The sequence below is a fragment of the Pantoea sp. genome (assembly GCF_028283705.1).
Taxonomy (GTDB): Bacteria; Pseudomonadota; Gammaproteobacteria; order Enterobacterales; family Enterobacteriaceae; genus Pantoea.
Window position 1 is genome coordinate 349,545 of the sequence record NZ_JAPWKD010000015.1, and the last position, 26,022, is coordinate 375,566.

General features: G+C 56.3%; 23 protein-coding genes and 2 pseudogenes. 16 read left to right on the forward strand and 9 right to left on the reverse strand.

The annotated features are described in order from the left end of the window. Position 1: 1 nt before the first annotated feature. From PW844_RS14380 to PW844_RS14390, 3 genes are all read left to right on the forward strand, one after another. Complete coding sequence (locus PW844_RS14380) at positions 2-3,163, forward strand: efflux RND transporter permease subunit (protein ID WP_299452838.1); 3,162 nt, start codon at positions 2-4, stop codon at positions 3,161-3,163. Position 3,164: 1 nt separating this feature from the next. After that, complete coding sequence (locus PW844_RS14385) at positions 3,165-4,592, forward strand: efflux transporter outer membrane subunit (protein ID WP_299452840.1); 1,428 nt, start codon at positions 3,165-3,167, stop codon at positions 4,590-4,592. 70 nt (positions 4,593-4,662) lie between these two features. After that, on the forward strand, positions 4,663-5,244 hold the full coding sequence (locus PW844_RS14390) for a TetR/AcrR family transcriptional regulator (RefSeq protein WP_299452843.1): 582 nt from the start codon (positions 4,663-4,665) through the stop codon (positions 5,242-5,244). A gap of 1 nt (position 5,245) precedes the next feature. Here the strand turns inward: PW844_RS14390 and PW844_RS14395 are convergent, their stop codons facing one another. Then, positions 5,246-5,662 carry a TetR/AcrR family transcriptional regulator gene (locus tag PW844_RS14395; RefSeq protein WP_299453214.1) on the reverse strand — a complete coding sequence of 139 codons (417 nt, stop codon included), beginning with the start codon at positions 5,660-5,662 and terminating at the stop codon, positions 5,246-5,248. 12 nt (positions 5,663-5,674) lie between these two features. Beyond that, positions 5,675-5,821: pseudogene (locus PW844_RS14400) on the reverse strand (helix-turn-helix domain-containing protein); the annotation flags it as partial. A gap of 166 nt (positions 5,822-5,987) precedes the next feature. Here PW844_RS14400 and PW844_RS14405 point away from each other — a divergent pair. From PW844_RS14405 to PW844_RS14440, 8 genes are all read left to right on the forward strand, one after another. Then, on the forward strand, positions 5,988-6,692 hold the full coding sequence (locus PW844_RS14405) for a pirin family protein (RefSeq protein ID WP_299452845.1): 705 nt from the start codon (positions 5,988-5,990) through the stop codon (positions 6,690-6,692). Positions 6,693-6,910: 218 nt separating this feature from the next. Further along, positions 6,911-7,693, forward strand: a complete 783-nt coding sequence (locus PW844_RS14410; protein WP_299452847.1) for an SDR family oxidoreductase — start codon at positions 6,911-6,913, stop codon at positions 7,691-7,693. Next, positions 7,693-8,070 (forward strand): nuclear transport factor 2 family protein, encoded by a 378-nt coding sequence (locus PW844_RS14415; RefSeq protein WP_299452850.1) that lies wholly within the window; start codon positions 7,693-7,695, stop codon positions 8,068-8,070. Before PW844_RS14410 ends, PW844_RS14415 begins: the two co-directional genes overlap by 1 nt. Positions 8,071-8,087: 17 nt before the next feature. Beyond that, positions 8,088-8,948 carry a fumarylacetoacetate hydrolase family protein gene (locus tag PW844_RS14420; RefSeq protein ID WP_299452852.1) on the forward strand — a complete coding sequence of 287 codons (861 nt, stop codon included), beginning with the start codon at positions 8,088-8,090 and terminating at the stop codon, positions 8,946-8,948. Further along, positions 8,945-10,171 (forward strand): DUF3500 domain-containing protein, encoded by a 1,227-nt coding sequence (locus tag PW844_RS14425; RefSeq protein WP_299452855.1) that lies wholly within the window; start codon positions 8,945-8,947, stop codon positions 10,169-10,171. The genes PW844_RS14420 and PW844_RS14425 overlap by 4 nt, the downstream gene beginning before the upstream one ends. A gap of 153 nt (positions 10,172-10,324) precedes the next feature. Beyond that, positions 10,325-11,659, forward strand: coding sequence for a hypothetical protein (locus tag PW844_RS14430; RefSeq protein WP_299452858.1), 1,335 nt, complete (start codon positions 10,325-10,327; stop codon positions 11,657-11,659). Between the two features lie 12 nt (positions 11,660-11,671). Beyond that, on the forward strand, positions 11,672-12,058 hold the full coding sequence (locus PW844_RS14435; RefSeq protein WP_299452861.1) for a RidA family protein: 387 nt from the start codon (positions 11,672-11,674) through the stop codon (positions 12,056-12,058). Positions 12,059-12,207: 149 nt separating this feature from the next. Then, positions 12,208-13,029, forward strand: a complete 822-nt coding sequence (locus tag PW844_RS14440) for a DUF2218 domain-containing protein (RefSeq protein ID WP_299452864.1) — start codon at positions 12,208-12,210, stop codon at positions 13,027-13,029. A gap of 108 nt (positions 13,030-13,137) precedes the next feature. On the opposite strand, the pseudogene hpaI reads toward PW844_RS14440, so the two are convergent. From hpaI to hpaD, 7 genes and pseudogenes are all read right to left on the reverse strand, one after another. Then, a pseudogene (hpaI, locus tag PW844_RS14445) lies at positions 13,138-13,875 on the reverse strand (4-hydroxy-2-oxoheptanedioate aldolase); the annotation flags it as partial. 34 nt (positions 13,876-13,909) lie between these two features. Then, positions 13,910-14,713, reverse strand: a complete 804-nt coding sequence (gene hpaH, locus PW844_RS14450; RefSeq protein WP_299453201.1) for a 2-oxo-hept-4-ene-1,7-dioate hydratase — start codon at positions 14,711-14,713, stop codon at positions 13,910-13,912. Positions 14,714-14,715: 2 nt separating this feature from the next. After that, positions 14,716-15,591, reverse strand: coding sequence for a fumarylacetoacetate hydrolase family protein (locus PW844_RS14455; RefSeq protein WP_299452870.1), 876 nt, complete (start codon positions 15,589-15,591; stop codon positions 14,716-14,718). Positions 15,592-15,711: 120 nt separating this feature from the next. Continuing rightward, positions 15,712-16,758 carry an amidohydrolase family protein gene (locus tag PW844_RS14460; protein WP_299452873.1) on the reverse strand — a complete coding sequence of 349 codons (1,047 nt, stop codon included), beginning with the start codon at positions 16,756-16,758 and terminating at the stop codon, positions 15,712-15,714. 22 nt (positions 16,759-16,780) lie between these two features. Next, positions 16,781-18,067 (reverse strand): FAD-dependent monooxygenase, encoded by a 1,287-nt coding sequence (locus PW844_RS14465; RefSeq protein ID WP_299452876.1) that lies wholly within the window; start codon positions 18,065-18,067, stop codon positions 16,781-16,783. A 26-nt stretch (positions 18,068-18,093) separates the two neighbouring features. Continuing rightward, positions 18,094-19,320 carry a nitrate/nitrite transporter gene (locus tag PW844_RS14470; RefSeq protein WP_299452879.1) on the reverse strand — a complete coding sequence of 409 codons (1,227 nt, stop codon included), beginning with the start codon at positions 19,318-19,320 and terminating at the stop codon, positions 18,094-18,096. A 64-nt stretch (positions 19,321-19,384) separates the two neighbouring features. Beyond that, positions 19,385-20,398 (reverse strand): 3,4-dihydroxyphenylacetate 2,3-dioxygenase, encoded by a 1,014-nt coding sequence (hpaD, locus tag PW844_RS14475; RefSeq protein WP_299452882.1) that lies wholly within the window; start codon positions 20,396-20,398, stop codon positions 19,385-19,387. Between the two features lie 324 nt (positions 20,399-20,722). Between hpaD and PW844_RS14480 the strand changes: the two genes are divergently transcribed. From PW844_RS14480 to PW844_RS14500, 5 genes are all read left to right on the forward strand, one after another. After that, entirely contained in the window at positions 20,723-21,721 is a 999-nt protein-coding gene (locus tag PW844_RS14480) for an alpha/beta hydrolase (RefSeq protein WP_299452884.1), read from the forward strand. A gap of 91 nt (positions 21,722-21,812) precedes the next feature. Beyond that, positions 21,813-22,553, forward strand: a complete 741-nt coding sequence (locus PW844_RS14485) for a response regulator (protein WP_299452887.1) — start codon at positions 21,813-21,815, stop codon at positions 22,551-22,553. Next, complete coding sequence (locus tag PW844_RS14490; protein ID WP_299452890.1) at positions 22,550-23,845, forward strand: ATP-binding protein; 1,296 nt, start codon at positions 22,550-22,552, stop codon at positions 23,843-23,845. Before PW844_RS14485 ends, PW844_RS14490 begins: the two co-directional genes overlap by 4 nt. 167 nt (positions 23,846-24,012) lie before the next feature. After that, positions 24,013-24,783 (forward strand): alpha/beta hydrolase, encoded by a 771-nt coding sequence (locus PW844_RS14495; RefSeq protein WP_299452893.1) that lies wholly within the window; start codon positions 24,013-24,015, stop codon positions 24,781-24,783. A 20-nt stretch (positions 24,784-24,803) separates the two neighbouring features. After that, entirely contained in the window at positions 24,804-25,991 is a 1,188-nt protein-coding gene (locus PW844_RS14500) for a cytochrome c biogenesis protein DipZ (RefSeq protein ID WP_299452896.1), read from the forward strand. The last annotated feature ends 31 nt before the right edge of the window (positions 25,992-26,022 follow it).

The following is a 26,022-nucleotide window of genomic DNA, read 5'->3' on the forward strand; positions in this document are numbered from 1 at the left end:
TATGTTGGCTCAGTTCTTTATCCGCCGACCGGTGTTTGCCTGGGTGATTGCCATCTGCATCATGATGTTCGGTCTCCTCAGCATCAAAAACCTGCCGATTGCGCAATACCCTGATGTGGCACCGCCGCAAATCAGTATTCAGGCGACCTATACTGGTGCGTCAGCGGAAACGCTGGAAAGCAGCGTGACCCAGGTGATTGAGCAGCAGCTGACCGGTCTTGACGGCTTGCTGTACTTCTCGTCTACCAGCACTGCGTCCACCGGCCAGGTCAAAATCACCGTGACCTTCGAACAGGGCACTGACCCTGATATCGCTCAGGTACAGGTACAGAACAAAGTGCAGCAGGCAGAAAGCCGCTTGCCGGACGCGGTGACCCAGCAGGGCGTGACCGTCGAGAAGGCGCAGAGCGACTTCCTGCTGATCATGGCGCTGTACGATAAAAACAACAAAAGCACCTCAGCGGATGTGGCTGACTACCTGGTCAGTAACATGGAAGACACCCTGGCCCGACTGCCGGGCGTGGGTAGCGTGCAGGTGTTTGGTGCGGAATACGCGATGCGTATCTGGCTGGACCCGGCGAAATTAGCTTCCTATTCATTGATGCCTTCTGACGTGGAAACTGCGCTGGAAGCGCAGAACACCCAGGTATCATCTGGGCAGCTGGGGGCGCAACCCGCCAGTAAAGAGCAGCAACTGGTGGCGACCGTGCGTTCCCGTTCGCGTCTGCAAACGCCAGAGCAGTTCCGCAACATCGTACTGAAAAGCCAGACGGATGGTTCAGTGGTGCATCTGAGCGATGTCGCGCGGGTGGAAATGGGTGATGACGACTACAGCGCCAACGTGCTGGCTAATGGTCATCCGGCCTCAGGTATCGCGATTCAGCTGGCATCCGGTGCCAATGCACTGTCCACCGCTGAGGTCGTGAAATCTACGGTAGATGAGTTCCGTAGCAGCCTGCCAACCGGTTACGACATCGCCTATCCGCTCGACAGTACCGACTTCGTTAAGATCTCGATTGAAGAGGTGGTAAAAACCCTCGTTGAGGCGATTGTGCTGGTGGTGATCGTGATGTTTGTGTTCCTGCAAAACATCCGTACCACGCTGATCCCGGCGATTGCTGTTCCGGTGGTGTTACTCGGCACCTTTGGTGTGCTGGCGGTGTTTAACTACTCGATTAACACCCTGACGATGTTTGGGATGGTGCTTGCCATCGGGCTATTAGTGGATGACGCCATCGTGGTGGTGGAAAACGTTGAGCGCGTGATGCGTGAAGAACATCTGCCGCCACGGGAAGCGACCGAAAAATCGATGAAGGAGATCACCGGTGCGCTGATCGGTATTGCGCTGGTGTTGTCGGCGGTGTTCCTGCCTATGACCTTCTTCAGCGGCTCAACCGGTGTTATTTACCGTCAGTTTTCCATCACCATTGTGTCTTCGATGGTGCTGTCCGTGATTGTCGCTCTGACACTGACCCCGGCGCTGTGCGCCACCATGCTGAAACCGCACGATCATGAAAGCGGACAGAAAGGCTTTTTCGGCTGGTTTAACCGCAGCTACGAGAAAATCCAGGCGCGTTATCACGATAAAGTCGGGCATGTGATTCACAGCTCGGTGCGTTACCTGCTGCTGTACGCGGTGCTGCTGATTGGTTGTGCCTTTATGTACCTGCGTCTGCCGACCGGCTTCCTGCCGACTGAAGACCAGGGCTACATCATGGTGCAGTACACGCTGGCTCCGGGTGCCACGGAAAACCGCACCAGCGAAGTCCGTCGTCAGATCCAGCAATACTTCGCTACCAAAGAAAAAGATAACGTCAACGTCAGCATGCTGGTGAACGGCTTCAGCTTTGCCGGTAGCGGGCAGAACGCCGGTGTGGGCTTTATCTCGTTGAAAAACTGGAGCGAACGTAAGGGCGCGGCCAATACCGCTGACGCCATTGCCGGACGCGCCATGATGAACCTGTCCGGTATTCGTGATGCGCAGGTGTTTGTCTTGTCGCCGCCGTCCATCTCAGGTTTGGGTCAGTCGAATGGCTTCACCTTCGAATTGCAGGGACGTGGCACCACCGATCGTAACCAACTGCTGAAGCTCCGCGACCAGTTGATTGCGCAAGCCAATCAGGACCCGGTGCTGAGCAGCGTGCGCGCCAATACCTTGCCAGATCTGCCGCAGTTGCAGGTGGATATCGATGACGAGAAAGCCCAGTCGCTCGGTCTGACCATCAGTAATATCAACAGCACGCTGAGTACCGCCATTGGTGGAACCTACGTCAATGACTTCACCGATCGCGGCAGGGTGAAAAAGGTCTACATGCAGGGTGATGAAGCGTTCCGCAGCAAACCAGAGGATATCGATAAATGGTTTGTCACGGGTACTGACAGCGATGGTGACACCACAATGGTGCCGTTCTCGTCATTCTCTTCCTCGCACTGGACTTATGGCCCGGATGTGCTGTCCCGGTACAACGGTCTGTCGTCCTATGAAATTCAGGGGTCGTCGGCAAGTGGCAAAAGTTCCGGTGATGCGATGACGGCGATGGAGAAACTGGCGAGCAAATTGCCACAAGGCACCACCTTTGCGTGGAGCGGTTTGTCCTACCAGGAGCGACTGGCAGGTAACCAGGCGGTATCGCTGTATGCCATCTCGCTGATGGTGGTATTCCTGTGTCTGGCGGCGCTGTATGAAAGCTGGTCGGTGCCGTTCTCGGTAATGATGGTGGTGCCGCTGGGCGTGTTTGGCTCCCTGCTGGCGATTACACTGCGCGGTCTGGAAAACGATGTTTATTTCCAGGTGGCACTGCTGACTATCATTGGCCTGTCGACCAAGAACGCCATCCTGATCGTGGAATTTGCTGAAGATAACTACCGCAGGGGGGAAAACCTGGTGAAAGCGGCGATGCACGCGGCATCGATGCGCTTGCGTCCGATCATTATGACCTCGCTGGCGTTTACTGCCGGGGTATTGCCGCTGGCGATATCGACCGGTGCGGGTGCTAACAGCCGTATTGCCATCGGTACCGGCATTATCGGCGGTACCATTTCCGCCACGCTGTTGGCAATCTTCTTAGTCCCGCTGTTCTTTGTGCTGGTCCGTCGCGTATTCCCTGGGATGCCGCATAGCCATGCAAGCCACACTGAAACTGCTGCGAAGACGGGGGAATAACATGTCAGCAAAACTTTTAGTGATCTTTTTACCTTGTTTCCTCGCGGGCTGTGTCTCACTCGACCCGGACTATAAACGTCCGGAAGCCCCGGTGAGCAAAACCATGCCCTCCGGTGAGGCTTATCGTTCATTGCAGGGGGGGCAGGCGGCCAATTATCGTGATATTGGCTGGCAGACCTATATCCTGGATCCGCAGCTGCGTCAGGTGGTAGCGATGGCGCTGGATAGCAGTCGCGATCTGCGTGAAGCCGTCGCCAGCGTCAAAGCCGCCCACGCCCAGTATGGTGAGGAACGTTCAGAGCTGTTCCCGACCATCAATGCTGGCGTCAGTGGCACCCGTTCGCGCGCCCTGACAGGAGAAGGTAATCAGACGGCGATCAGCAACAGTTATTCAGCCGAAGGCAGCGTCAGTTCGTTCGAGCTGGATCTGTTTGGTAAGAATCAGAGCCTGACGCGCGAGCAGTATGAAACTTATCTCGGTACGCTGGAGGGCGCACGCAGTACGCGCCTGACGGTGCTGTACAACACCGCGGATTACTGGCTTCAGCTGGCGGCCGATCGCAGCAATCTGGCGATCGCCAAAGATACGGCGGAAAGCGCCCGTCAGTCGATGGAAGTGACGCGCAAGCAGATGGAACATGGCACCGCCTCAATGGTGGATCTCTCCTCTGCCGAAACCACTTATCATTCGGCGATGGCGGATGTGGCCAGTTACACCACGGATGTCGCACAGGATAAAAACGCGCTGGATTTGGTGGTGGGACGCAGCGTGCCGGATAACCTGTTGCCGCAGGGTATTGATGCGCTGGGGCAGGCATTCCGTGAGGTGCCTGCCGGAATTTCGTCAGACGCGCTGTTGAATCGTCCGGATGTACTGGAAGCGGAACATAACCTGAAGTCAGCCAATGCCAGTATTGGTGCGGCGCGCGCCAACTTCTTCCCCACCATCTCGCTGACCACCAGCGGTGGTGTGGGCAGTTCTGACCTTTCTTCACTGTTTAAAAACGGTGCCGGGATTTGGTCGTTTGCGCCGAGCATCTCGCTGCCGATTTTCACCGGTGGCTACAATATTTCGCAGCTGAAATACACCAAAGCGGAGAAGGAATACTACGTCGCGGCGTATGAGAAAGCGGTGCAAACGGCGTTCCAGGAAGTGGCGGATGCGCTGGCACGGCGTGGCACCATTAACGACGAGTTAACCAGCCAGCGTAATAACGTGACGGCATCGCAGACTTACTACCATCTGGCAGATCTGCGTTACCGCAACGGTATTGATACATACCTGGATGCACTGACCGCGCAGCGCACGCTGTATAGCGCGCGCACCAGCCTGGTCACCACCCAACAGGCGTATTACCTGAATCTCATCACCTTCTACAAAGTGATGGGTGGCGGGACCGCATTGAAAGAGTCGGAACTCAAGCTGTAAAATCCCGTGGGCCGATTAAGTATCGGCCCACGGTGACGAATTCGTACATTTTTTTTGATGGGGTTTCAAATTGACCAGGAAAGACTTTGAAGATTTTTTGCACCAGCGCAAACAGCTGATTATTGCGGCGGCGAAAGTCTGTTTCAGTCGTTCTGGTTTTCATGGTGCCAGCATGGCAGAGATGAGTGCTGAAAGTGGGCTGGGTGCTGCACAAATATATCGTTACTTCAGCAGCAAAGAATTATTGGTGATTGAAACGGTAAAGGTCATCGCGACAGAATGGCGCACTTTTCTGGAAAATAAACTCAGCCAGCAACCGCAGGTGTCGGATATTATTGACAGGGATTCGGTGTTCTGGCAGGGATGGTCAATTAAGGACCAGTGTTTATTGCTGGAAGTCTATTCTGAGGCTTCACGTAATGCCAGTGTGCGAGACATTCTCGCTGAGCAAGAGCAACAATTAATTGCCATGCTGGATAATGTATTTCAGCAACGGGAACCCCAGGCGACTGCGGAGCAACGTTTTAATCAGATCCATTTTTTGTTACTGCTGATTGATGGTGTGGCCTGTCGTACTTTTGTTGATGATGGTTTAGATCAACAGGAACTGGCGCGTCTGAGCACAATTCTCAGTCAGCATTTATTACCTTAATTTATTGTTTAATAACGGTATTGTTCACATCGTTGATAATGCCGTCAAAAAATGGCACAAAAGACGGTGCAATTTCGCGTTGTTTCATGCTGCGGCGGATAATAATGCCGTCAATAATCAGTGACAGCACATATAAGCGGGTATGAATAATATTGCTGTCTTTCTCAGGATGAAGTGCCTGTTCTTTAGCAATAAAATTATCTTTCAGATTTTGCCAGGCATTGGTCATGATTTGCATAATGCGCGGGTTACGCATCGATTCAGACGATATTTCCATTAATAACACAATATCATTTTCCACTTCACGTGGTACCAACCCAGCGGAAAACAAAGGCAGGCGTGCCTGGCCCCCTGATTTGGCAATTTTTTCCAGATCATCATTTAAGCGTTCTTTTAAACGTTGCGTGATGTTGAACACCAGCGCTTCGATAATCGACTCTTTATTGGTGAAATATTTATAAATTAAACCCACGCTGACATTTGCCTCACGGGCAATATTCTGGATTGAAGTCTGGTGAAAGCCTTTAAGCCGCATGCATTGTTCTGCTGCGGCAAGAATTTGCTCTGTCCGATTCATTATGTATGGCCTGCGGAAAGTAAGCGCTTATTTTACGTAATTTCCGCAACGATGGCGAATGATCAATTGTCAAAAAATTTGATTTAACCGAGCAAATCCCCCTACTGGTGTGCAATTTTCCAGTCACTATCATGGTTGCCATAAACTGATTTTGTGGAGGCTGATAATGAACGTGTTACGTGCACAGCGCGACCAGCTGTTTGAATATGGTCCTTTTACCATTCGCCGCCAGCGTCCTGGCGAGGCGTTTGGGCCGCTGGCGATTGTGGACCAGATGACGCTGAAAACCGGCGCACGCGTACCGATGCACAGCCATCAGAATGATGAAATCTTCACTTACGTCTGGCGCGGTTCCTCCCAGCATCAGCATGAAGATGGCGAACGCACGCCGCTTAACGCCAAACGCGTGATGGTGGTGAATGCCGGTGACGGTCTGCGTCATGAAGAATCGGCACCGCTGATCGAAACCGAAATGTTGCAGGCTTACATCCGGCCCGCCAGCGCGGGTGGTGAAGGGCGTGTGCAGCAATTCACCCGGCCAGCAGGCGCGGCAGTGAATGACTGGACATTACTGGCCGGACCGGAAGGCAGTGATGCTCCGCTGACGTTACGTCAGGCGGTGTATGCCTGGGATCTGAAACTGGAAAGAGACCAGCAAATTCAGGTGCCTCAGCGTGAGGGCTTTGCCGTCTGGATCACCCTGCTGGAGGGGGTGGTGCGTATTGGTGAGCAGCGGTTGCATAAAGGTGATGCGGTCAGCGATGCGGCATCGTTGCCGGATATTCGCGGAGAACGTGATGCCACGCTGATCTGTTTCCTGGTGAAAGCCGACGCGCCCGCGGTGCTGAACGGTACCGTCAGCGGGCAATAATCATAGCGCGCTGAGTGCGGTTGTTGGCAAGAATGCTGATAACCGCACATTCCCCCCGATCAAAACACTTCTCATTTTCACATCCTGTTAACGATCCGTGACCCGCCTCTTAGTTTTGCAGCGTCGAGCCGTGCAATATTCTGACATATCGTAATACTAGATATATCTAATTATTCGTTATCGCACCGTCATCCACGCCATCAATGCAGGGAGAAATCATGGATCTGGGCATACGCCGTAAAATCGCTTTTGTCTGCGCGTCGTCACAGGGGCTGGGGCTGGCATGTGCCCAGGCATTGGCGGCAGAAGGGGTACGCGTCACGCTGAACGGACGCCATGAAGCCAAATTGCAGGACGCTGCTCAGCGGTTACGTGAGGAGAATCCAGCGGCGGAAATCAGCTATATCTGCGCGGATTTAACCACCGAGGCCGGGCGTAGCAGCATCATCAGCGCTTTACCGCAGGTCGATATCCTCGTTACCAACAATGCCGGGCCGCAGCCCGGAGCGTTAACGGACTGGGAAGCGAGCGCGTTGCGTGAGGCAATGGAAGCCAACTTTATTCCCGCGATTCAGCTGATCCGCACCTGGCTGCCTGCCATGCAGGCACAGGGCTTTGGCCGCATTATCAATATCACTTCGGCGATGGTGAAAACGCCGCATTACATGATGGGACTCTCCACCGCGGCGCGTGCGGCGTTAACAGCGATGTGCAAAGCCATTAGCCAGGACGTGGTGCGTGACAACGTCACCATAAATAACCTGCTGCCGGAGCGGATCGATACACCACGCCAGGAATTTATGCTGCAGCGCCTGATCGCCAAAGAGGGCATCAGCCGCGAAGAGGCACGCCAGAGGAATGTGCAATCCATTGCCGCCAGACGCTACGGCACACCGGCTGAATTTGGAGCCGCCTGTGCGTTTCTGTGCAGCCAGCAGGCCGGGTTTATTTCGGGTCAGAACCTGCAACTGGATGGCGGCTCCTATCCGGGGTTGATCTGATGACTGAGCTGATTCATCAATTGCTGGCGTTTGAACAGCAGCGTCAACGCGCGCTCATCGAAGCGGATTTAACCGCGCTGGAAAACATGCTGGCAGCGGATCTTATCCATATCCACAGTACCGGCATGGTGCATAACAAGGCGCAATTTCTGGCACATGTGAAACGGATGGGGGGCTTTGTGTCCATTCAACGTGAGCCGCCGGATATCCGTGTCGAAGGTGATATCGCCATCCTGACTGGCAACACCCGTAACCGGGTGCGACGGCTGGAAACCGGTGAAGAAGCAGAACGTTATGGCTTCTCGACACTGGTACTGCGTCGCACCGCCGGTGGCTGGCAAATTCTGCTTTCGCAGTTAACTCCTCATCAGGTCTGACAGCAAAGGAAAACAGCATGAAACTGGTACGTTTTACCGAACAGGGCCGCACCCGCATTGGCAAAGTGGTGGGTGATCAGGTAATAGACCTCTCTGGCGTGCCTGGCGTGGGGGATTCCATGCGCCAGCTGCTGGCAGGATTAACGCCGCTGCGCCCACGACTGGCAGCGGCACGTTCACCGGCCTTTGCCTTAACTGCGGTACAGCTGGAAGCGCCGATTCAGGACGCGCAGAAATTTCTCGGCATTGGCATGAATTACCGCAAACATGCGGAAGAAGCGCGTCAGGCAGGCATGCCGATTCCGCAAAGCCAGCTGTGGTTTAACAAACAGGTTTCCTGCATCAACGGGCCGTTCGCACCGGTGGTAAAGCCAGATGCCAGCGACAAAGTGGATTACGAAATCGAACTGGGCGTGGTGATCGGCAAACGCTGCCGTCACGTTAAAGCCAGTGAGGCGGCAGGCGTGATTGCCGGTTATCTGATCGTCAACGATGTCTCGGCGCGTGACTGGTTGCATAAATCACCGACCTTTACACTGGGTAAATCCTTCGATACCCATGGCCCGATCGGGCCGTGGATCACCACTGCCGATGAAATCCCCGATCCCCTGCAACTGGAGATGAAGTTGTTTGTGAATGGCGAGCTGCGTCAGCATGCCGACAGCGGGGACATGATTTACGACATCTATGCCCAGATAGCCTATCTCTCGACGGTGATGACGCTGGAGCCAGGCGACATTCTGGCGACTGGCACGCCCTCCGGCATCGGTGCGCCGACCGGACGCTTTTTACAACCCGGCGATGTGATGCGGCTGGAGATTGCAGGCCTCGGTCATATCGAGAATCCCGTGGTTGCCGAAACCCGCCAGGAGGCATGATGACCCGTGACAACTTTCGTGATTACCTGATGCCTGCGGATGCCGAACGTATCGGGCTGGCGCGCGGTGTCGATCTGCAAACCTATGGCGCGCGGATGCTGGCCACTGACAAAGCGCAAAAACTCAGGGCGCACTGGCAGGCAATGCTGGATGAAACTTTTCGCGGCATCACCAGCAATGGTGAAGTGCAGCCGGATCTGTTTGCCCTGCGCGATGAAGGGTTTGCGGTGGAGGCGGCGGTCAGGGCGGCACAGGCATTATTTTCCACGCTGGATAGCGCGCAACAGCAGCAGGTGAGTTATGCCATCGACGCCAAACAGTGGCGTGCCTGGTACAACCCGGAAATTCCCTTCAATGATTATGGTGTCCGGCTGGATGAAACCGCCGCATCAACCCGCGAGGCGTTCTGGTCATTACTGCAAAGCTGCACCAGCGCACGCGGTTTCCGCAAAGTGCAGCATGTGATGGATGCCAACCATTTTCTCGGCGAACTCTACGATCTCACCCACATCATGAATCGCTGGAGTTTCCACTTTTTACTGTTCGGCACCCCTTCGACCACGCAGCCGTGGGGCTGGTCGATTTACGGTCATCATGTGGCATTTTGTTGCTTTATCAGCGGCAGGCAACTGGTGATTGCGCCGACCTTTTTTGGCGTCGAACCCAATGTGATCGAACGGGGTGATGCCAGCGATTGTGTGCTGTTCCGTGAAGAGGAGCAGCTCGGTCTCGCGCTGATGCAATCCCTCAGCGCCGGGCAGCGCCAACGCGCCACCCTTTATGCGTTGATGGAAGACCCATTGATGCCTGCCGAACGCTTCAATTTTGCCGATCAGCGCCATCTTGGTGGCGCGTTTCAGGATAACCGGGTGATCCCGCTGGAAGGAGTGTGCGTGGCGGAGTTTACCCCGGCACAGCGCGCCAGTCTGATGGCGCTGGTGGCGGTATTTCTCGATTTTCTGCCGGATGGCCCGCGAGCCTGGCGTCTGCGCCAAATCGAAGATCATCTGGAGGAAAGCTGGTGGAGCTGGATTGGCGGCCACGGTGATGACGATGTGTTTTATTACCGCCTGCAAAGCCCGGTGGTGATGCTGGAGTTTGATCATCACAGTGGCATGTGGCTGACCAATGAACACCCGGCGCGTTTCCACATTCACACCATCACCCGCATACCTAACGGCAACGACTACGGCAAGGCATTGCTGTCGCAGTTGCAGAAGTAATCTCAGGCTGCAAAGCCTGAACTCCTGTCGTACCGGGTGACGTCGTTTTGCCCGGGTAACCCCAAGTGTCAATTGACCGTTCCCTTACGGGACGCGGGCGGCTTCGCTGCGCGATAAATCGCGCCGCTACACATTATTCGAGGTTATCAGGCAATGCATGTTCAGAAAAAAACCAAAATTGCTGCATTAACCGTAGTGCCTCTGGCGTTGTTCTGCGGTAACTGCTTTGCGGAGGCATCACCTGCATCGGACTCCGACAGCTTTAACGACTGGCTCACACAAGGCAATATCTCGGGCGAGCTCAAAACCATGACCTTCTTTAAAGAATTTAGCGGCACTCTGCCCAATAAACGCACCAGCTCGGCCGGAGGGGATATCCAGTACCGCAGCCCGCAGGCGGCGGGATTTAGCGTGGGATTGGGGGTCTATGGTGCCTATAACTTCGGCCTGAATAATGACGATGCGGAAAAGACCGAGATCTATCTGCCATCCGAAGACGTGACCGTGCTGGGCAAGGCCTTCCTGCGCTATCAGGGATATGGCTTTGATCTCCAGGGCGGACGTATTGGACTGGACACGCCCTTTGCCAATGAAGGTGAAGGCTGGACCATGATTCCGGCACTGTATGAAGGGTTTGGCGGCAGCTATGCCCTGAATGACACGGGTGACTTCCGGCTGAATGCGTACCGCATTTATCGTTTCAAACCCGAAAGTTCGGATGAGTTTGGCAAAGGCGATGCCGGTGCTCCTGAAATTGAAGACACCAGCATGCCATCGGTGGATAGCAACGGCTTCACCACCGTGGGCCTGCGCTATGGACAGCAGTGGAACACCCTCGCCGAAGCCTGGTACTACAACTTCGATAAACGCGCCCAGCTGGGTTATGGCGGGGTGCAACTGCCGGTCTCCGCGCTGAAGTTTGGCAACTGGACGCCGTACTGGGGGGCGCAATATCTGCATGAATGGGACGCCAGCGATCAGGCGTATCCCTATCACAACATCGATACCGACCTCTATTCCGGGCGCATCGGCATGAAAACGCGCAATCACGATCTCTATTTCGCCGCGACTTACGTGCCACGCAAAGAGGATGCCTTCCTGAGCGGCGGTTTCTTTGCCCCGTATAGCTACGGCATTTATGATCACACCCCGCTGGAAAGCGGGCAACCGCTGGTTTCTATGGTCACCACCAACCAGCCCGGTAAGGCTTTTGCTTTACGCTATGCGTACCACGACGAAAAGTACCTCGGAGTGTTTGGGCTGACGCGGCTGGAACTGGAAGACTCCAGCGGCATTTACTATCCGCTGCCTGCCGAGAATATCAACGCGGCCTTTATGATTCTCGGTTACAACGTCACGCCACGCCTGCATCTGGAGTTCGAGTTTGACTATGTCCATTCACCCAATGAGGTGACGGGCAACTATCACGCCGAGCGCCTGCGTCTGGTGTATCGCTTTGGCGCGAAAATGGCGGATGATGATTATTAATCAGGAGGCAATATGGCTACACGCGAAAGCATTTATATCGACGCTTTTCCCCATGCTAATCCGATCCCGGCTGCGTGCCGGGTGGGATCGATGCTGTATTCCGGGGTGATTTATGGCCGGGACCCGCAGACGCAGCAGGTGCCCGCCGATTTGGGCGAGCAGTGTGCACTGATGTTCCGGCATATGGAGAGTATCGTCTGTGCGGCAGGCGGCAGCATGGAAGACGTCATCAAGGTCACGTTATGGATGCAGGATAAAACCCAGCGCGAAGTGGTGAACCGCTACTGGCTACAGGTTTTCCCGCAGCCACATTCACGTCCGGCGCGCCACGCGCTGGAGGGGCACTTCAGCGGTAATACCTTAATTCAGTGCGACTTTATTGCCGTGCTGGCACGCTAATCCCCTGATAGCGGGCAGTATTTGTATCTGCCCGCCGCTTTCTCTATATTGCCTGTGAGTCATATCCATCTGGACTATATCGGAAATTTCGATATATTTAAATTCAGTGAGATTTGTGTGGTTATTCAGGTAACAGCGCGGGGGCAGACATGGTCGGACAGAGCGAATTGGACACGCAACCTGCGGGTGGCAAAACGGGTCGCCGAGCGCGTGCCTTTGATTATGGCGAATTACGTCTGTTGTTGCTGGCAATTATCGCCAAACAGCCCAGCCATGGTTACGAACTGATTCATGAAGTCAACGAACGGCTGGGCGGCACCTATAAACCCAGCCCGGGCGTGCTCTACCCGGCCTTAACCTGGCTCTACGATCGCGGCTACGCCGAAATCGATTTAGAGAAAGGTGGACGCAAACGCTACAGCATTACCGACGAAGGAAACGCGTTCCTCAGCGCCAATAAAACCGTGATTGATATGCTGGTGGCGCGCGTGGTGCCGAAGGGGCAAGGGCACGGCAAGTCACCGCAGGCGATTGTGGAGGCGATGGACCATTTGAAACGTGCACTCAGCCTGCGCGCCAAAATGGAACCGGTAACAGAGCAGGTGGTGACGCGTATTGGAGAGATTATCCACGTCGCGGCCAACCAGATCGAAGCCCTGCTCAATGCACCCATGCTCAGCGACGCGGCGGCAAAATGTGTGGCCGATATTGTCACCCCCAACGGTGAGCGCTTTCTGCGCCGCCTCGGCAGCCATTTCCAGCATCGCACGCCGGTGGTGATGGATGAAAACAGCGGCCACTTCCGCATGAGTATGGGCGAGGTGCGGATGGAAGCACTGGACGGCATCTTCCGTGTCACTTTAACCGCGCTGAATGACGAAAAACTGATTGAGATGCAACATATTCTGGTGCGTCATCTGGAAGAGGCTGCGGTGCGGGAAACGCTGGAAGTGGTGTGGCAGCCAGCCTGACAGGGCAAATAATCGCACGTTTTCGTAGCGGCACGATTTATCGTGCGTTTTTTGCCACCGTAAAGGTCAAAGGCGCGCGATAAATCGCGCCGCTACAGGGCCGTGCAGCTAACGAAAATCCGCCGCCAGTGCCGAGGTCGCTTTCACCAGCAGCCCGACATCACTGCCCACCGCGACAAAAGTGGCACCCAGTTCCAGATAACGCGCACAAAGTTTCGCATCGGCACTCAGAATCCCCGCCGCCTTGCCATGTGACTGAATGCGCACCAGCGCCGCTTCTACCGCCTGCTGTACCTCAGCGGCGGCGGGTTGTCCCGGATAGCCCATATCTGCCGCCAGATCGGCCGGACCAATAAACACCCCATCGACACCCTCAGTAGCGGCAATTGCATCCAGCTGCGCCAGACCTGCACGGCTCTCAACCTGCACCAGCAGACAAATCTGCGCATTGGCGGTGGTCAGATAATCCGGCGTACGGTTAAAGGCCGAAGCCCGTGCCAGCGCCACACCCACACCACGCATGCCATGCGGCGGATAACGTACCGCTTTCACCAGCGCCTGCGCCTGTTCTGCACTCTCCACCATCGGGATCAGTAGCGTCTGCGCGCCAATATCCAGCAGCTGTTTTATCAGCCAGGGGGCATCCATCGGTGCACGTACCACGGCATGTGCCGGTGCTGCCGCCAGCGCCTGGAGCTGGCTCATCAGCAACGGCACATCATTGGGGGCGTGCTCGCCATCCAGCAGCAGCCAGTCAAAACCGGCAGCGCCGCAGATCTCGGCGCTGTAGGGGCTGGCCAGTGCCAGCCACAGGCCAATCTGCGCCTGTTTATGTTGCAAGGCCTGTTTAAAACCATTGATCGGTGCGGACATCGTTGCCTCACGCAAAGTAGCAGCTGACTGAGCCATGACGGCCATAGTCAGCATGGATGGTATCGCCATGACGGGCTTCAATCGGGCGGATAAAGGAACCGGCCAGCACAATCTGTCCGGCGGCGAGGTGGTCGCCATACTGCGCCAGCCGGTTTGCCAGCCAGGCAATGCCGCGTGCCGGATGGTTCAGCACCCCAGCTCCCAGCCCGGTTTCCTCAACGGTGGCGTTACGCGACACAATCGCTCCCAGCCAGCGCATATCGACGTTTTCCGGGGAAAATAGCTGGCTGCCCAGTACCACACCGGCATTGGCGGCGTTGTCGGAGACGGTATCGACGATGGTGCGTGCTTTACCACTGGCGGCATCGCTGCGCACAATGCGGGTATCCAGAATTTCCAGCGCGGGTAACACGTAAGCAGTCGCCGCCAGCACCGCTTCGACATCCACATCCGGTCCCTGTAGCGGTGCCTTGAGTACAAAGGCCAGCTCCGCTTCAATACGCGGCTGAATAAAACGATTGGCGGGAATGGTGGCACCATCGTCAAACACCATATTGTCGAACAACACGCCGGAGTCGGGGGTGTCGATATTCAGGGCGTATTGCATCGCTTTCGAGGTCAGGCCAATTTTCCAGCCAATCACCTTGCGCCCCCCCTCAATCTTTTGCCGGACCCACGCCTGTTGCACCGCGTAAGCATCGTCCAGCGTCATCGCCGGAAAGCGCAGCGATAGCAATCTGGTCTGGTTGCGGCTGCGTTCGGCATGGTCGAGCGCCGCCACTGCGGTTAATAATTCGCTCTGGCTCAGCATCATCACACCTCATCCTCAACGACGTTGCGCAGGGTGCCGATACCTTCGGCATGCACGTCAATCACATCGCCCGGTTTCAGCCAGATGGGGGGATCAAAACGCGCTCCGGCCCCGGTGGGGGTGCCGGTAAAGATGATGTCGCCGGGATTGAGCGGAATAAAGGTGGAGATATAGGCGATGATCCAGCTAAACGAGAAGGTCATATGACGGGTACGATCGTCCTGACGTAGCTCGCCATTCACATGGGTGGTTAAACGGATATCGGCCAGCTGTGCCGCATCGCTGAACGGTACCAGCCACGGGCCGATCGCTCCGGTGCGATAGAAGTTTTTACCCTGGGTCACGTTAAATTTGCTGTGACGTACCCAGTCGCGCACCGTACCTTCGTTACCGACGGTAATGGCGGCGATATGGTTCAGCGCCTCACTTTCAGCAATGCGGCGACCGGCTTTGCCTATCACGATCACCACTTCACCTTCGTAATCGAGTTGCTCGCTCTCGGCGGGGCGCAGCAGCGGCTGCTGATGCCCGGTCAGTGATTCGGCGAAGCGCACAAACATCGACGGATAATCCGGTACCGTCTGCCCGTCTTTATATTCCGCGTTGCGGTTGGGATAGTTGACGCCGATGCACAGGATTTTACCTGGCTGGCTCAGCGGCACTTCGTACTGAATATCGGCCAGCGCGTAATCCACTGGCAGATTTTGCGCCTCAGTCGCCAGGTACACCAACGCCTGGTCGGCAATCACCGCATCCAGCGTTGGCCAGCGTGCGCCAAAGCGTGGCGTAAGATCGATCACACCGGAACCGCTGATCAAACCATATCCCTGCACCTGGCCCCGGTGGGCCGAAAAACGGATAAATTGCGGTCGTTCCACGGGTTTTCTCCTTCTTTTGGCAAAAATACGGCGAGCAGAAGCCCGCCGCTCCCAGCATGGTGGCTGAGCAGTGTTCAAGACACAGGAGGGTTTACGGCGTTGACGCAGCGCCGTGGCGCGTTATGCCAGGTTAAACATGCGCGCGGCGTTGCCGCCCAGAATATTGGCTTTATCCTCAGCGCTGATATCCAGACCTTCGATGGTTTCAATGCCTTTGAAGAACCAGTCTTTACGGATCGGATAGGAGCTGCCGTAGAGGATATTTTTGCCGCCGATCACTTTCACCGCGGCCTCCAGCTGCGCTTTACCCCATTGCGGCGCACCGGAGGTGTCGAAGAAAATGTTGTTGCCGAGCTGCGCCCGCAGATTGCCGGTGCCGGTCTGGAAACGATCGACAGCATCGTTGAACTGATGTTGCGGCGGAACCAGCATATCGGCGAAGGCATAAAACGCGCCGCCCAGCATTGAGTGGATAAAGCGCAGGTTCGGCAGCTCATCGAACATGCCGCTGAACAGCTCACGGCCGACCGCTGTCGCCTGGTCAATGCAGCGGCCAAACTGACGACGCTGGTTGGTGTAAGGCAGCACCGAGTTGAAATCCACCGGCAGCGGCGTGTGGTGTACCACCACCGGGACGCTCAGATCATTGAGGAATTTCAGGTACGGACGGAATGCCACATCGTCGAGGTAAATCTGGCCGTAGTGAGCTACGATCTGCGCGCCACGGAAGCCCAGCTGATTCAGGCAACGATCCACTTCGCGCAGGCAATCTTCCGTGCCCCACGGTGGCACCACCGCCAGCGCCGACATGCGGCCCTCGCTGCGTTGCACGTATTCGGCCATGCGGGTGTTGACCTCTTTACAGGTCTCCAGGTCCAGCCATTCCTGCCACACCGGCAGACGGAAAATGGCGTGATCAACCCCGGCTTTTTCCATATCGGCCAGCTGGCTTTCCAGCGTGTATTGCCCTTCAGCGTAGTTCAGGTTAACGAAGCCTTTCGGCTGCTCGATAATCAGCTGGCTCAGTTCTTTGCCTTCAATTTTCTCTACGCGGGTATGCACGCCATATTGTTTCGGCACACAGTCGAGAAATGAATTCAGCAGCTTCTTGTCAGAAAACAGCTCGCCTGGCAGCCAGTGCATATTGGCATCGATGATCTTGCTCATAGTCAGTTCCTTTCTGTCACAGTTATTTATGGGTGGCAAAAACCGATGAGTATTTCGTCGGTTGGTCGGTCTCTTTTTCTGTCGGAATGCGCATACCGGCTTTGGCGTGGTATTCGCTGAAAATCGACAGGGCTTCTTCGTGGGGAAAGATTTTTTCGATGTCGTCGAACGGCTTACCGCCGCTGCGCTCCTCGACGATACGGCGTACCACTTCCGGGCCTTCGCCGCGTGACGCCAGCACCAGCCAGTTCACTTTTTCGCGCCGTTCCAGCTCGTAAGCCTGCAAGGCGGCAACCGGGTCGCTGATGCTGGCGAGTTTCTCCGCCACCACGCGCGCATCGACAAAAGCCTGGCAAACGCTGTTGCCACCGCGCGGATACATGGCATGCGCGGCGTCACCGAGCAGGGTGATGCGGCCAAACGACCATTGCGGCAATGGGTCATGATCGATCAAGGGGAACAGATAACATTCGCGGGCGTTGCGGATCATGGCGCTGACATCGAGGAAATCGAGCTGGCAGTCATCAAACACGTGTTCGATCTCTTTGACGCCGGTTTCCTGGTTCCAGTCTTCTTCGGTTTGCGGTTTCTCGTCCTGTTCAATCACCCAGTTCACCAGCTGATTGCCCTGACCATCGACGTTGTTCTGAATCGGATAGACGATCAGCGTGCCCTGACGAATCGGGTCGCCGATGTGCAGAATGCTGCCGCCGGTTTTGAACGGCGGCATCACGGTGACGCCGCGATACAGAGTCAGACCGGAGAAGTGGCTGCGGGCGGATTCCGGCAACAATTGGCTGCGTACCACCGAACGGATACCATCCACGCCAATCACCACATCGGCACGCACGCTGTTCGGCGCATTGGGGTTTAAGCGGGTATCAAAATGGACGGTCACGCCGCTATCATCCTGCTCGAAATGGCTGCAACGACAGCCGAGGGTGATGGCGTCAGCGCCCAGGCGTTGCTGGACCGCTTTGTACAGCATCATTTGCAGATGGCCGCGATGGACAAACCGCTGGTCGTATTCGTAGCCCATATGTTTGCCGCACTGCTCGCCGAAGATTTGCTGACCGTAGCCGGTGTAAAAAATCGATTCTTTGGCTTCTACCGAGATATCAACAAAGGCGTCGTACAGGCCCAGCTCGGTGATTTCTTTTACCGCGTACGGCTTGATATCAACGCCGACGCCCAGCGGTTTAATCTCGGCTACCGCTTCAAACAGGCGGGGGCGAAAGCCCTGCTGATGCAGGCGCAGAGCGGTTGCCAGTCCGGCCGGGCCAGCACCAATAATGACGATATCCAACATGATGACTTCCTCTTGTTATTCAGCGTTCAACTATGACTTTTCAGGGTGTTGGTTTTGAGATCGTGATGGGTTTGGCGATGCACATCGCGCAGCCAGATCGGCAGCCCTGCCAGACACACCACCAGCCCGGCGATCACCAGCATCGCCAGCGACTGCGGGTTTTCACTGCTTTGCGCGGCGATAAACAGCGGTGGGCCTAAGAACACGCCGACCAGCGTCAGCTGGGTGATCAGCCCACTGGTGGCCCCAATGCTTTCGCGTGAGGGTGCCACCACCGGGGCCAGTGCCCACATGCCCACCAGCAGGCCACTGCCAAACATAAACACCCACGAGGCGGCGATGGAAACCATAAAGCCGAGCGGCAGGGTGTAGATCGCCAGAGCGGGCGCGCCGGTGAGAATCAGGCCGACCACGCCAATTGCGGCGGCTTTCACGCCCCGGTTCAGCATCGCGCCGACCATCAGGCAGCCGATGCCGTTACACACCATTGCCACCACGTTCCAGTGCGCCACTTCCCGCACCGGCACGCTGTAGCGTTTGGCAAGATAAGGCGCGAGGGTGGAGATAATGCCGGTTTGCAAAAAGGCGTCAGCACCGAATGAAATGCCCAGCAGATAGATCAACGGGCTTTTCAGCACTGCACGTAAACCCCGGGTACGGGAGAACTGCGCTTTCTCCTCGGCGGTACGGCGTGGCAGACTCACGGTGGCGACAAACGCCAGCGCCAGGGTGAGAGCCGAGTGCGCCACAAAGGCGGCACGCCAGCTGCCAAAATGTTCGGCGAGGCCCGCCGAGAGAAACGGCAGCAGGAAACTGGCGGGAACAAACGTAGACCACAGCGCCATCGCCATATTGCGCTGCTTGCCGGTGGTGATGCGGATCAACAGGGTCACCGCTGCCACGGCGGTTAACACATAGCCGATACCGGTGATGATGCGTCCGGCCAGCAACAGATTGAAGGCCGGGGCGGCGACGACGCAGATATCGCCTGCGACAATCACCACCGCACCTGCCAGTAACACCACCCGGTCACCGATTCGGTCAACGATGTAGCCCGCCAGCAGTGCGCCGAGCGCCACCATCAATGACGGCAGCGACATAATCAGCCCGATCTGGCTGTGTTCAAATACCTGGAACTCTTTAGCGATGGAACCTAACTCGGTGACGGCTTCACTGACGGTCATCGCCGCCATCACGCCAAGCGCATAGGCGACCAGAATTCTGACCAGCGGATTTTGAATGAATGTACTCACGATCCTTTCTCCCAATGGCTGATTTCATAACGTGCTCAGGGTTTACCGGGTATGGCCGGTAGGCCTAACCATCATTGGCAAGGGCGAGAAAGCGCTCCAGCGTAGGCGGATCGACGGGGATTTCCGGCTGAATAACCGGGACGTGGGCGAAGGGCGTCGCTTCGGTAAACCATTTGTTTTGCGCCGGTAATCCCCACTGATCGGCGCGTTTGGGATCGGCCAGATTCCAGCCGAGGGCCGGTTCAATATCGATGTGCTGGTAATGGGTATTAAACAGCTCGATACGGTGTCCATCCGGATCGCGGAAGTAGACAAACAACGCGCCGCTGATGCCGTGGCGGCCCGGACCACGTTCGAGCTGTGGTGCGTACCCCAGAGCCCCGGCCACATCGCAGGCACGGATCATGTCGTTGGTATCGGGCAGGGTGTAGGCGAAATGGTGCAGGCGCGGCCCCGGCCCCTGGGTAAAGACGATATCGTGCGGATTACCCTTGCGTTGCAGCCAGACGCCCCACAAATGCTGATCCTGCTCAACCTGAGACCAGGTATATTCACTGACGCGAAAACCCAGCGGCTGATAGAACGACCAGGCCTGGCGCACATCGCTGGTCTGGAGCTGATAATGATCAAGACGCTGGGCGCTGGCACCACGGTAATGCTGATACTGTTTCAGCATCCGCTCACAAGGTGCCATGGACGCGCAGAACTCCAGCGGCACGCCGACATTGTCAGTGACATGCAGGGTCAGTCCCTGATAAGGCAGCTCTACCACGGCGGTTTCCCGGCCCTGTAAGGCAAAATAGTCTTCCGCTTTGTAGATATCGTCATCGCTGCGCACCCGCATACCGATGCGAGCACAGTGAACATCCGACGATTTTTTTAACACCAGGCTGTGATGGCCGCGTTCTTCCAGTCCGCGCAGATACACGCTGGAATCATCCTCGTCACTGACCACCAACCCGATGAGGTCGGTATAGAACTGTTTGCTGACCTCAAGGTCGCGAACGTTCAGGACAACATGACTGGCACGCGTCACGTTGAAAGGTGGCTCCAGAACCAACTCGTCGATCTGTGGCATGGGTATGTTCTCTCTTTCAGATTAAACCAAGGGTAGCGCTGCTGTAATAAATTTAGATATATCGTGTTAATAGATATATCTCATAATGTTGCCGCGATAGGAGATCGCGCGCACAGTTCGAAGGGAAAATTGTAGCGGCGCGATTTATCGCGCATTTTTTACGGCAACGCGCTCTGGCTCAGGCGTTTTGTATCGCACTGTATCTGCGTCGCTCACCAATACATCGCGAGGCAAAAAACCGGGTTGTCAGAAACAACCTCAATACATCGGCATGGTGTTATGTAGGCGTTGTCACTCATCAATCAAATTTCTGGAGATACCGCCATGTTTCGTAAACCCTTGCTGGCTACATTGATCACCGCGACTGCCCTGTTTGCTGCCACCCATGCCGCTGCGGCAACCCCGACCGAAGCCGATTATGCGCAGGCGTTTCACACCATCCATCAGGTGAAAGCCGGGGTGCTGAACGTTGGCTATGTTGATATCGGTCCGCGCGATGGACAGCCGGTGATTCTGCTGCACGGCTGGCCTTACGACATCAACAGCTACGACCATGTCGCGCCACAACTGGCGGCGCGTGGTTATCGCGTTATCGTGCCGTATCTGCGTGGTTATGGTTCTACCCGTTTTCTGTCTGCCAGCACGCCGCGTAATGGACAACCCTCAGCGCTGGCTGCCGATACGGTGGCGCTGATGGATGCGCTGGGCATTAAACAGGCGGTGTTTGCCGGTTTTGACTGGGGCGCACGCACGGCGGATATCGTGGCGGCACTGTGGCCGGAGCGGGTCAAATCCCTGGTTTCCGTTAGCGGTTATTTGATCAGCAGCCAGCAGATTGGTGAAAAACCGCTGCCCCCGCAGGCCGAGCTGCAATGGTGGTATCAGTTCTATTTCGCCACTGAACGTGGCCGTGAAGGTTATGCGAAAAATACCCATGATTTCGCCAAATTAATCTGGCAGCAGGCGTCGCCGGGCTGGAAATTCAGCGATGCTACCTTTAACCAGAGCGCCCAGGCGCTGGATAATCCGGACCAGGTGGCCGTCACCGTCAGCAACTACCGCTGGCGTATCGGGCAGGAGAAAGGCGAACCGCAATATGCGGCGTATGAGAAAAAACTGGCCACTCTGCCGGTCATCAGCGTGCCGACCATTACCATTGAAGGGGATAACAACGGCGCGCCGCATCCGGCCCCGGCAGCTTATCGGGCCAAATTCAGCGGCAAATATGAACATCGCACCTTTAGCGGCAATATTGGACACAATCCACCGGCAGAAGATCCGCAGGATTTTGTCAAAGCGGTGGTTGATGCCGCAAAGATGTGATTTTGTGGTAATAATTTGTTTTCGGACCGGTATTTTGTACCGGTCTTTTTTGCATTCATCCTTTTAAGCTGACTGATGACAGGGGGTTGTTTTGGAGCATATTGATCACATCCTGGTTGTTGATGATGACCGGGATATCCGCGAACTGGTCACCGACTATCTGATCAAATCCGGCTATCGCGCCACCGGAGCCGCCAATGGCCGGGAAATGCGCGCGCTGCTGGCGGCCAATGCGATTGATCTGGTGGTGCTGGACATTATGATGCCCGGCGACGATGGCCTGACCTTATGTCGTCAGTTACGCAGCGATCCGCAGCGTAATCTGCCGATTCTGATGCTGACAGCACGCAGTGAAGACAGCGACCGCATTCTTGGGCTTGAAATGGGCGCGGATGATTATCTGATCAAACCCTTTGTCGCCCGTGAACTGCTGGCGCGGATCAAAGCGATTCTGCGCCGTACCCGAGCTTTGCCGCCGAATCTGCAAATCACCGAGACCGGTCGCCTGATAGCGTTTGGTGACTGGCAGCTGGATACCTCGGCGCGTCATCTGCTGGATAACGAAGGGGTGATTGTGGCGCTGAGCGGGGCAGAATATCGCCTGTTGCGCGTGTTTCTCGATCACCCCCAGCGGGTATTAACCCGTGACCAGCTACTGAACCTGACGCAGGGACGTGATGCCGAGTTGTTCGAGCGTTCCATCGATTTGCTGGTCAGTCGCCTGCGTCAGCGTTTACGTGAGGATGCGCGCGAACCCGCCTACATCAAAACGGTGCGCAGTGAAGGCTATGTGCTGGCGTCACCGGTGATGATTAAAGAGGTCAATCTATGAGGCTGTGGCCGCGTTCGTTGTTGTCCCGGCTGGTGCTGATCGTGTTGTTGGGACTGGTGCTGGCGAACGGGATGACGGTGGTCAGCCTGATGATTGAGCGCATGAGCAGCGCCAAAACCGTGATGCTCGGCAACCTTGAGTATGATGTTGCCACCAGCGTAGCGATTCTCGATCATCTCTCACCCTCAGAACGACCGGGCTGGCTGGCAAAACTGGCGCGCGGTAATTATCGCTATGAACTTTCGCCGGGTCAGGCTGGCCCCTGGCCTGACAGCTGGCGCGCGCGCGATGCCATCCGTTCGCTGCAGGAGACGCTCGGTGGGCAATATCCCTTAACCTTCAGCAATATCCCCGGACCGAAGTTGCATATTCAGGCCCATATCACCTTGCATGATGGCGCACCGCTAACACTGGATCTCTGGCCACGCATGCCTGCCATTGCCCGCTGGTTGCCGGTGGTGTTGTTTGCTCAACTGGTGCTGCTGGCATTCTGTGCCTGGATCGCGGTGCGGCAGGTGGTGCGGCCTTTTATGCGCTTCACCCAGGCAGTTGAAGGGCTGAAACCAACTCACGCCAGCATCATGCCTGAAAGCGGCCCGGCAGAGGTGCAGCAGGCGGCACGTGCCTTTAACGCCATGCAGCTGCGCATCCAGGATCATCTGAAGGAAAGGGCGCAGATTCTGGCCGCCATTTCTCATGATTTGCAAACTCCGATTACCCGTATGAAGCTACGGGTAGAAATGTCGGAACAGCCGGAACTGCGCGATAAGCTGCTGGGTGATTTAGATAATATGAGCCGGCTGGTACGTGAAGGCATCGATTATGCGCGATCGGCACAGATACCGGATGAAACGCCACTGCGGGTGAGCCTCAATGCGTTCCTCGATAGCATCGCCTGTGATTATCAGGATGTCGGCAAAGCCGTGACCTTTTTGCCCTGTAGCGGCAAAGATAACTTCAATGTTCGTCAGCAGGCGCTACGGCGCATTATGACCAATCTGATTGATAATGCGCTGAAGTTTGGTCATCAGGCCGAGGTGTTACTGCTGAACGGCGCGGATGGCAGTATGGCGATCCACGTGCGTGATAACGGGCCAGGTATCCCGGAAGCGGAGCTGGACGCGGTGCTGGAACCTTTCTATCGCGTCGAGAATTCACGTAATCGTCATACCGGGGGTACCGGCCTGGGGCTGGCTATCGCCGCGCAGCTGGTCAGCCAGATGGCCGGAAGCCTGACGTTAAGTAACCGGTCGCAGGGCGGGCTTGATGTGCAGATCCTGTTGCGTGAGTAAAAAAGTCCCCCTTTTGTAGCCTTATGTATCAACACCACCACCGGATATTTACTGAGACAAAAAGGGGGGATTGCGGAAACGTCGTGAACACATCTGCTGGGTTAAATAAGCGCACTGCCAGATAACGCAGTGGTTCATTTCACTCCATCACATTCACGAGGTTTCCGATGAAAAAGTTTCTGTTTAGTGCCCTTGCTGCTGTCACACTTACCGCTTCTTTTGCCTCTCTCGCCGCGCAGGAAAATCCCGCGGTCAACACCGTGGTGCTGGTGCATGGTGCCTTCGCGGATGGCAGTAGCTGGAATCGGGTGATTCCGCTGCTGCAATCTCATCACGTCAAGGTGATTGCGGTACAACTGCCACTGACCTCCTTACAGGATGATGTTGCCGCCACCCAGCGCGCCATCGACCGCGCCCCGGGCAATGTGGTGCTGGTGGGGCACTCGTGGGGCGGTACCGTCATCACTGAAGCGGGCAATAATCCGCGTGTGAAGGGCCTGGTGTATGTCGCCGCCTTCGCGCCTTCCGCCGGACAATCGACCGGGGATCTGGCCGGAAGCTACCCATCCCCGCCAGGCAGTGCCGGTATTGCCAAAACGCCGGATGGTTTCCTTTACCTGCCTGCGCCAACGGTGGCGCAGGATTTCGCCCAGGATTCGCCCGCCAGCCAGCAAAAACTCCTCACCGTGACCCAGGGGCCGATTCGCGCTGCGGCCTTTGGCGACAAAGTGAGCCACGCAGCCTGGACGCAAAAACCGAGCTGGTATCTGGTCAGCACGGAAGACCGGATGATTAACCCGGATCTGGAGCGGGCGATGGCGCAGCGCATTCACGCCAGCGTCAGCAGTGTGGCGGCCAGCCATACCTCAATGCTGAGCCACCCGGCTAGTGTCGCTCAGGTGATTACCCGTGCCGTTGACGGCGTGAACGCTCAATAATCACTGTCTGGAGGTGAGCCATGTCGTTAATTATTGCGTTTCTGGCGGGGATGCTGACGTTACTGAGTCCCTGCACATTGCCGGTCATGCCGTTTGTTTTTGCCAGCGTGCGCGGCAAAAGAGGACAGATGGTGGCGTTGCTGGCGGGTATGATACTGATATTCACCGTTGTTTCCCTGCTGATTTCGGTGGCAAGTAGCTGGGTGACCCAGGTGACGGCCGCAGGGCGCTGGCTGGCCCTGCTGTTCCTGGCACTGACCGCCATCACGCTGTTGTCCACGCGGGCGGCGCACTTTATCACCACGCCTTTTATGCTGCTGGGCAACCGTATCAACAACGCCAGCAACCAGCGTACTGGCCTGACCGCAGCGTTGCTGGCCGGGATGGCGATCGGTATGTTGTGGTCGCCGTGTGCAGGGCCGGTACTCGGGGCCATTCTTAGCCTGGCGGTTACCGGTCAGCATGCCTTTTCAGTTGGCCTGCTGCTGGCGGCCTACGGTGCCGGGTGTGCGTTGATGCTGGGGGTATTGTGGTATGCCGGGCACGAATTACTCATTCGTCTGCGTCCCGGGCTGGCAATGATGACGCGTTTGCGCCAGGGAGCCGGGGTATTGATGCTGGCGTCGGTGGTGCTGCTTGCCAGCGGCAGGCAGGGGGCGTTGCAGGCGGCTCCAGTGCTGGCACAAAACCTTGAGCAGCGCCTCAGCCACTTTCTGCCAGCCAGCACGCCGAAAATAACCCCGGTGCCGGTGGTTGAACAGACACAAAGTGCCCTGCCGGGGCTGGAGGGCGGCACGTCCTGGTTCAATAGCACACCTCTTAGCCGGGCAGATTTAAAGGGCAAAGTGGTGCTGATTGATTTCTGGACCTATGACTGCATCAACTGCCAGCATACGTTGCCGCATGTCCGTGACTGGGCAAAGAAATACCAGGCGGATGGCCTGACGGTGATCGGTGTGCATACCCCGGAATATCCGTGGGAGCGGGATCCGGCGGCGGTCGCCCGGGCCATCAAACAATGGGGGTTGCCATACCCGGTGGTGGCGGATAACAACTACAGCATCTGGAATCGCTTCGGCAATATGTACTGGCCCGCCCATTATATTTTCGATGCCCACGGCCAGCTGCGTTACACCGCGTTTGGTGAAGGCGATTACGCCGGGCAGGAGAAGGTGATCCAGCAGCTATTGCAGGAAGCTAAAGCGTAAAACAGCGCCGCGACCGTAGCGGCGCACTTTA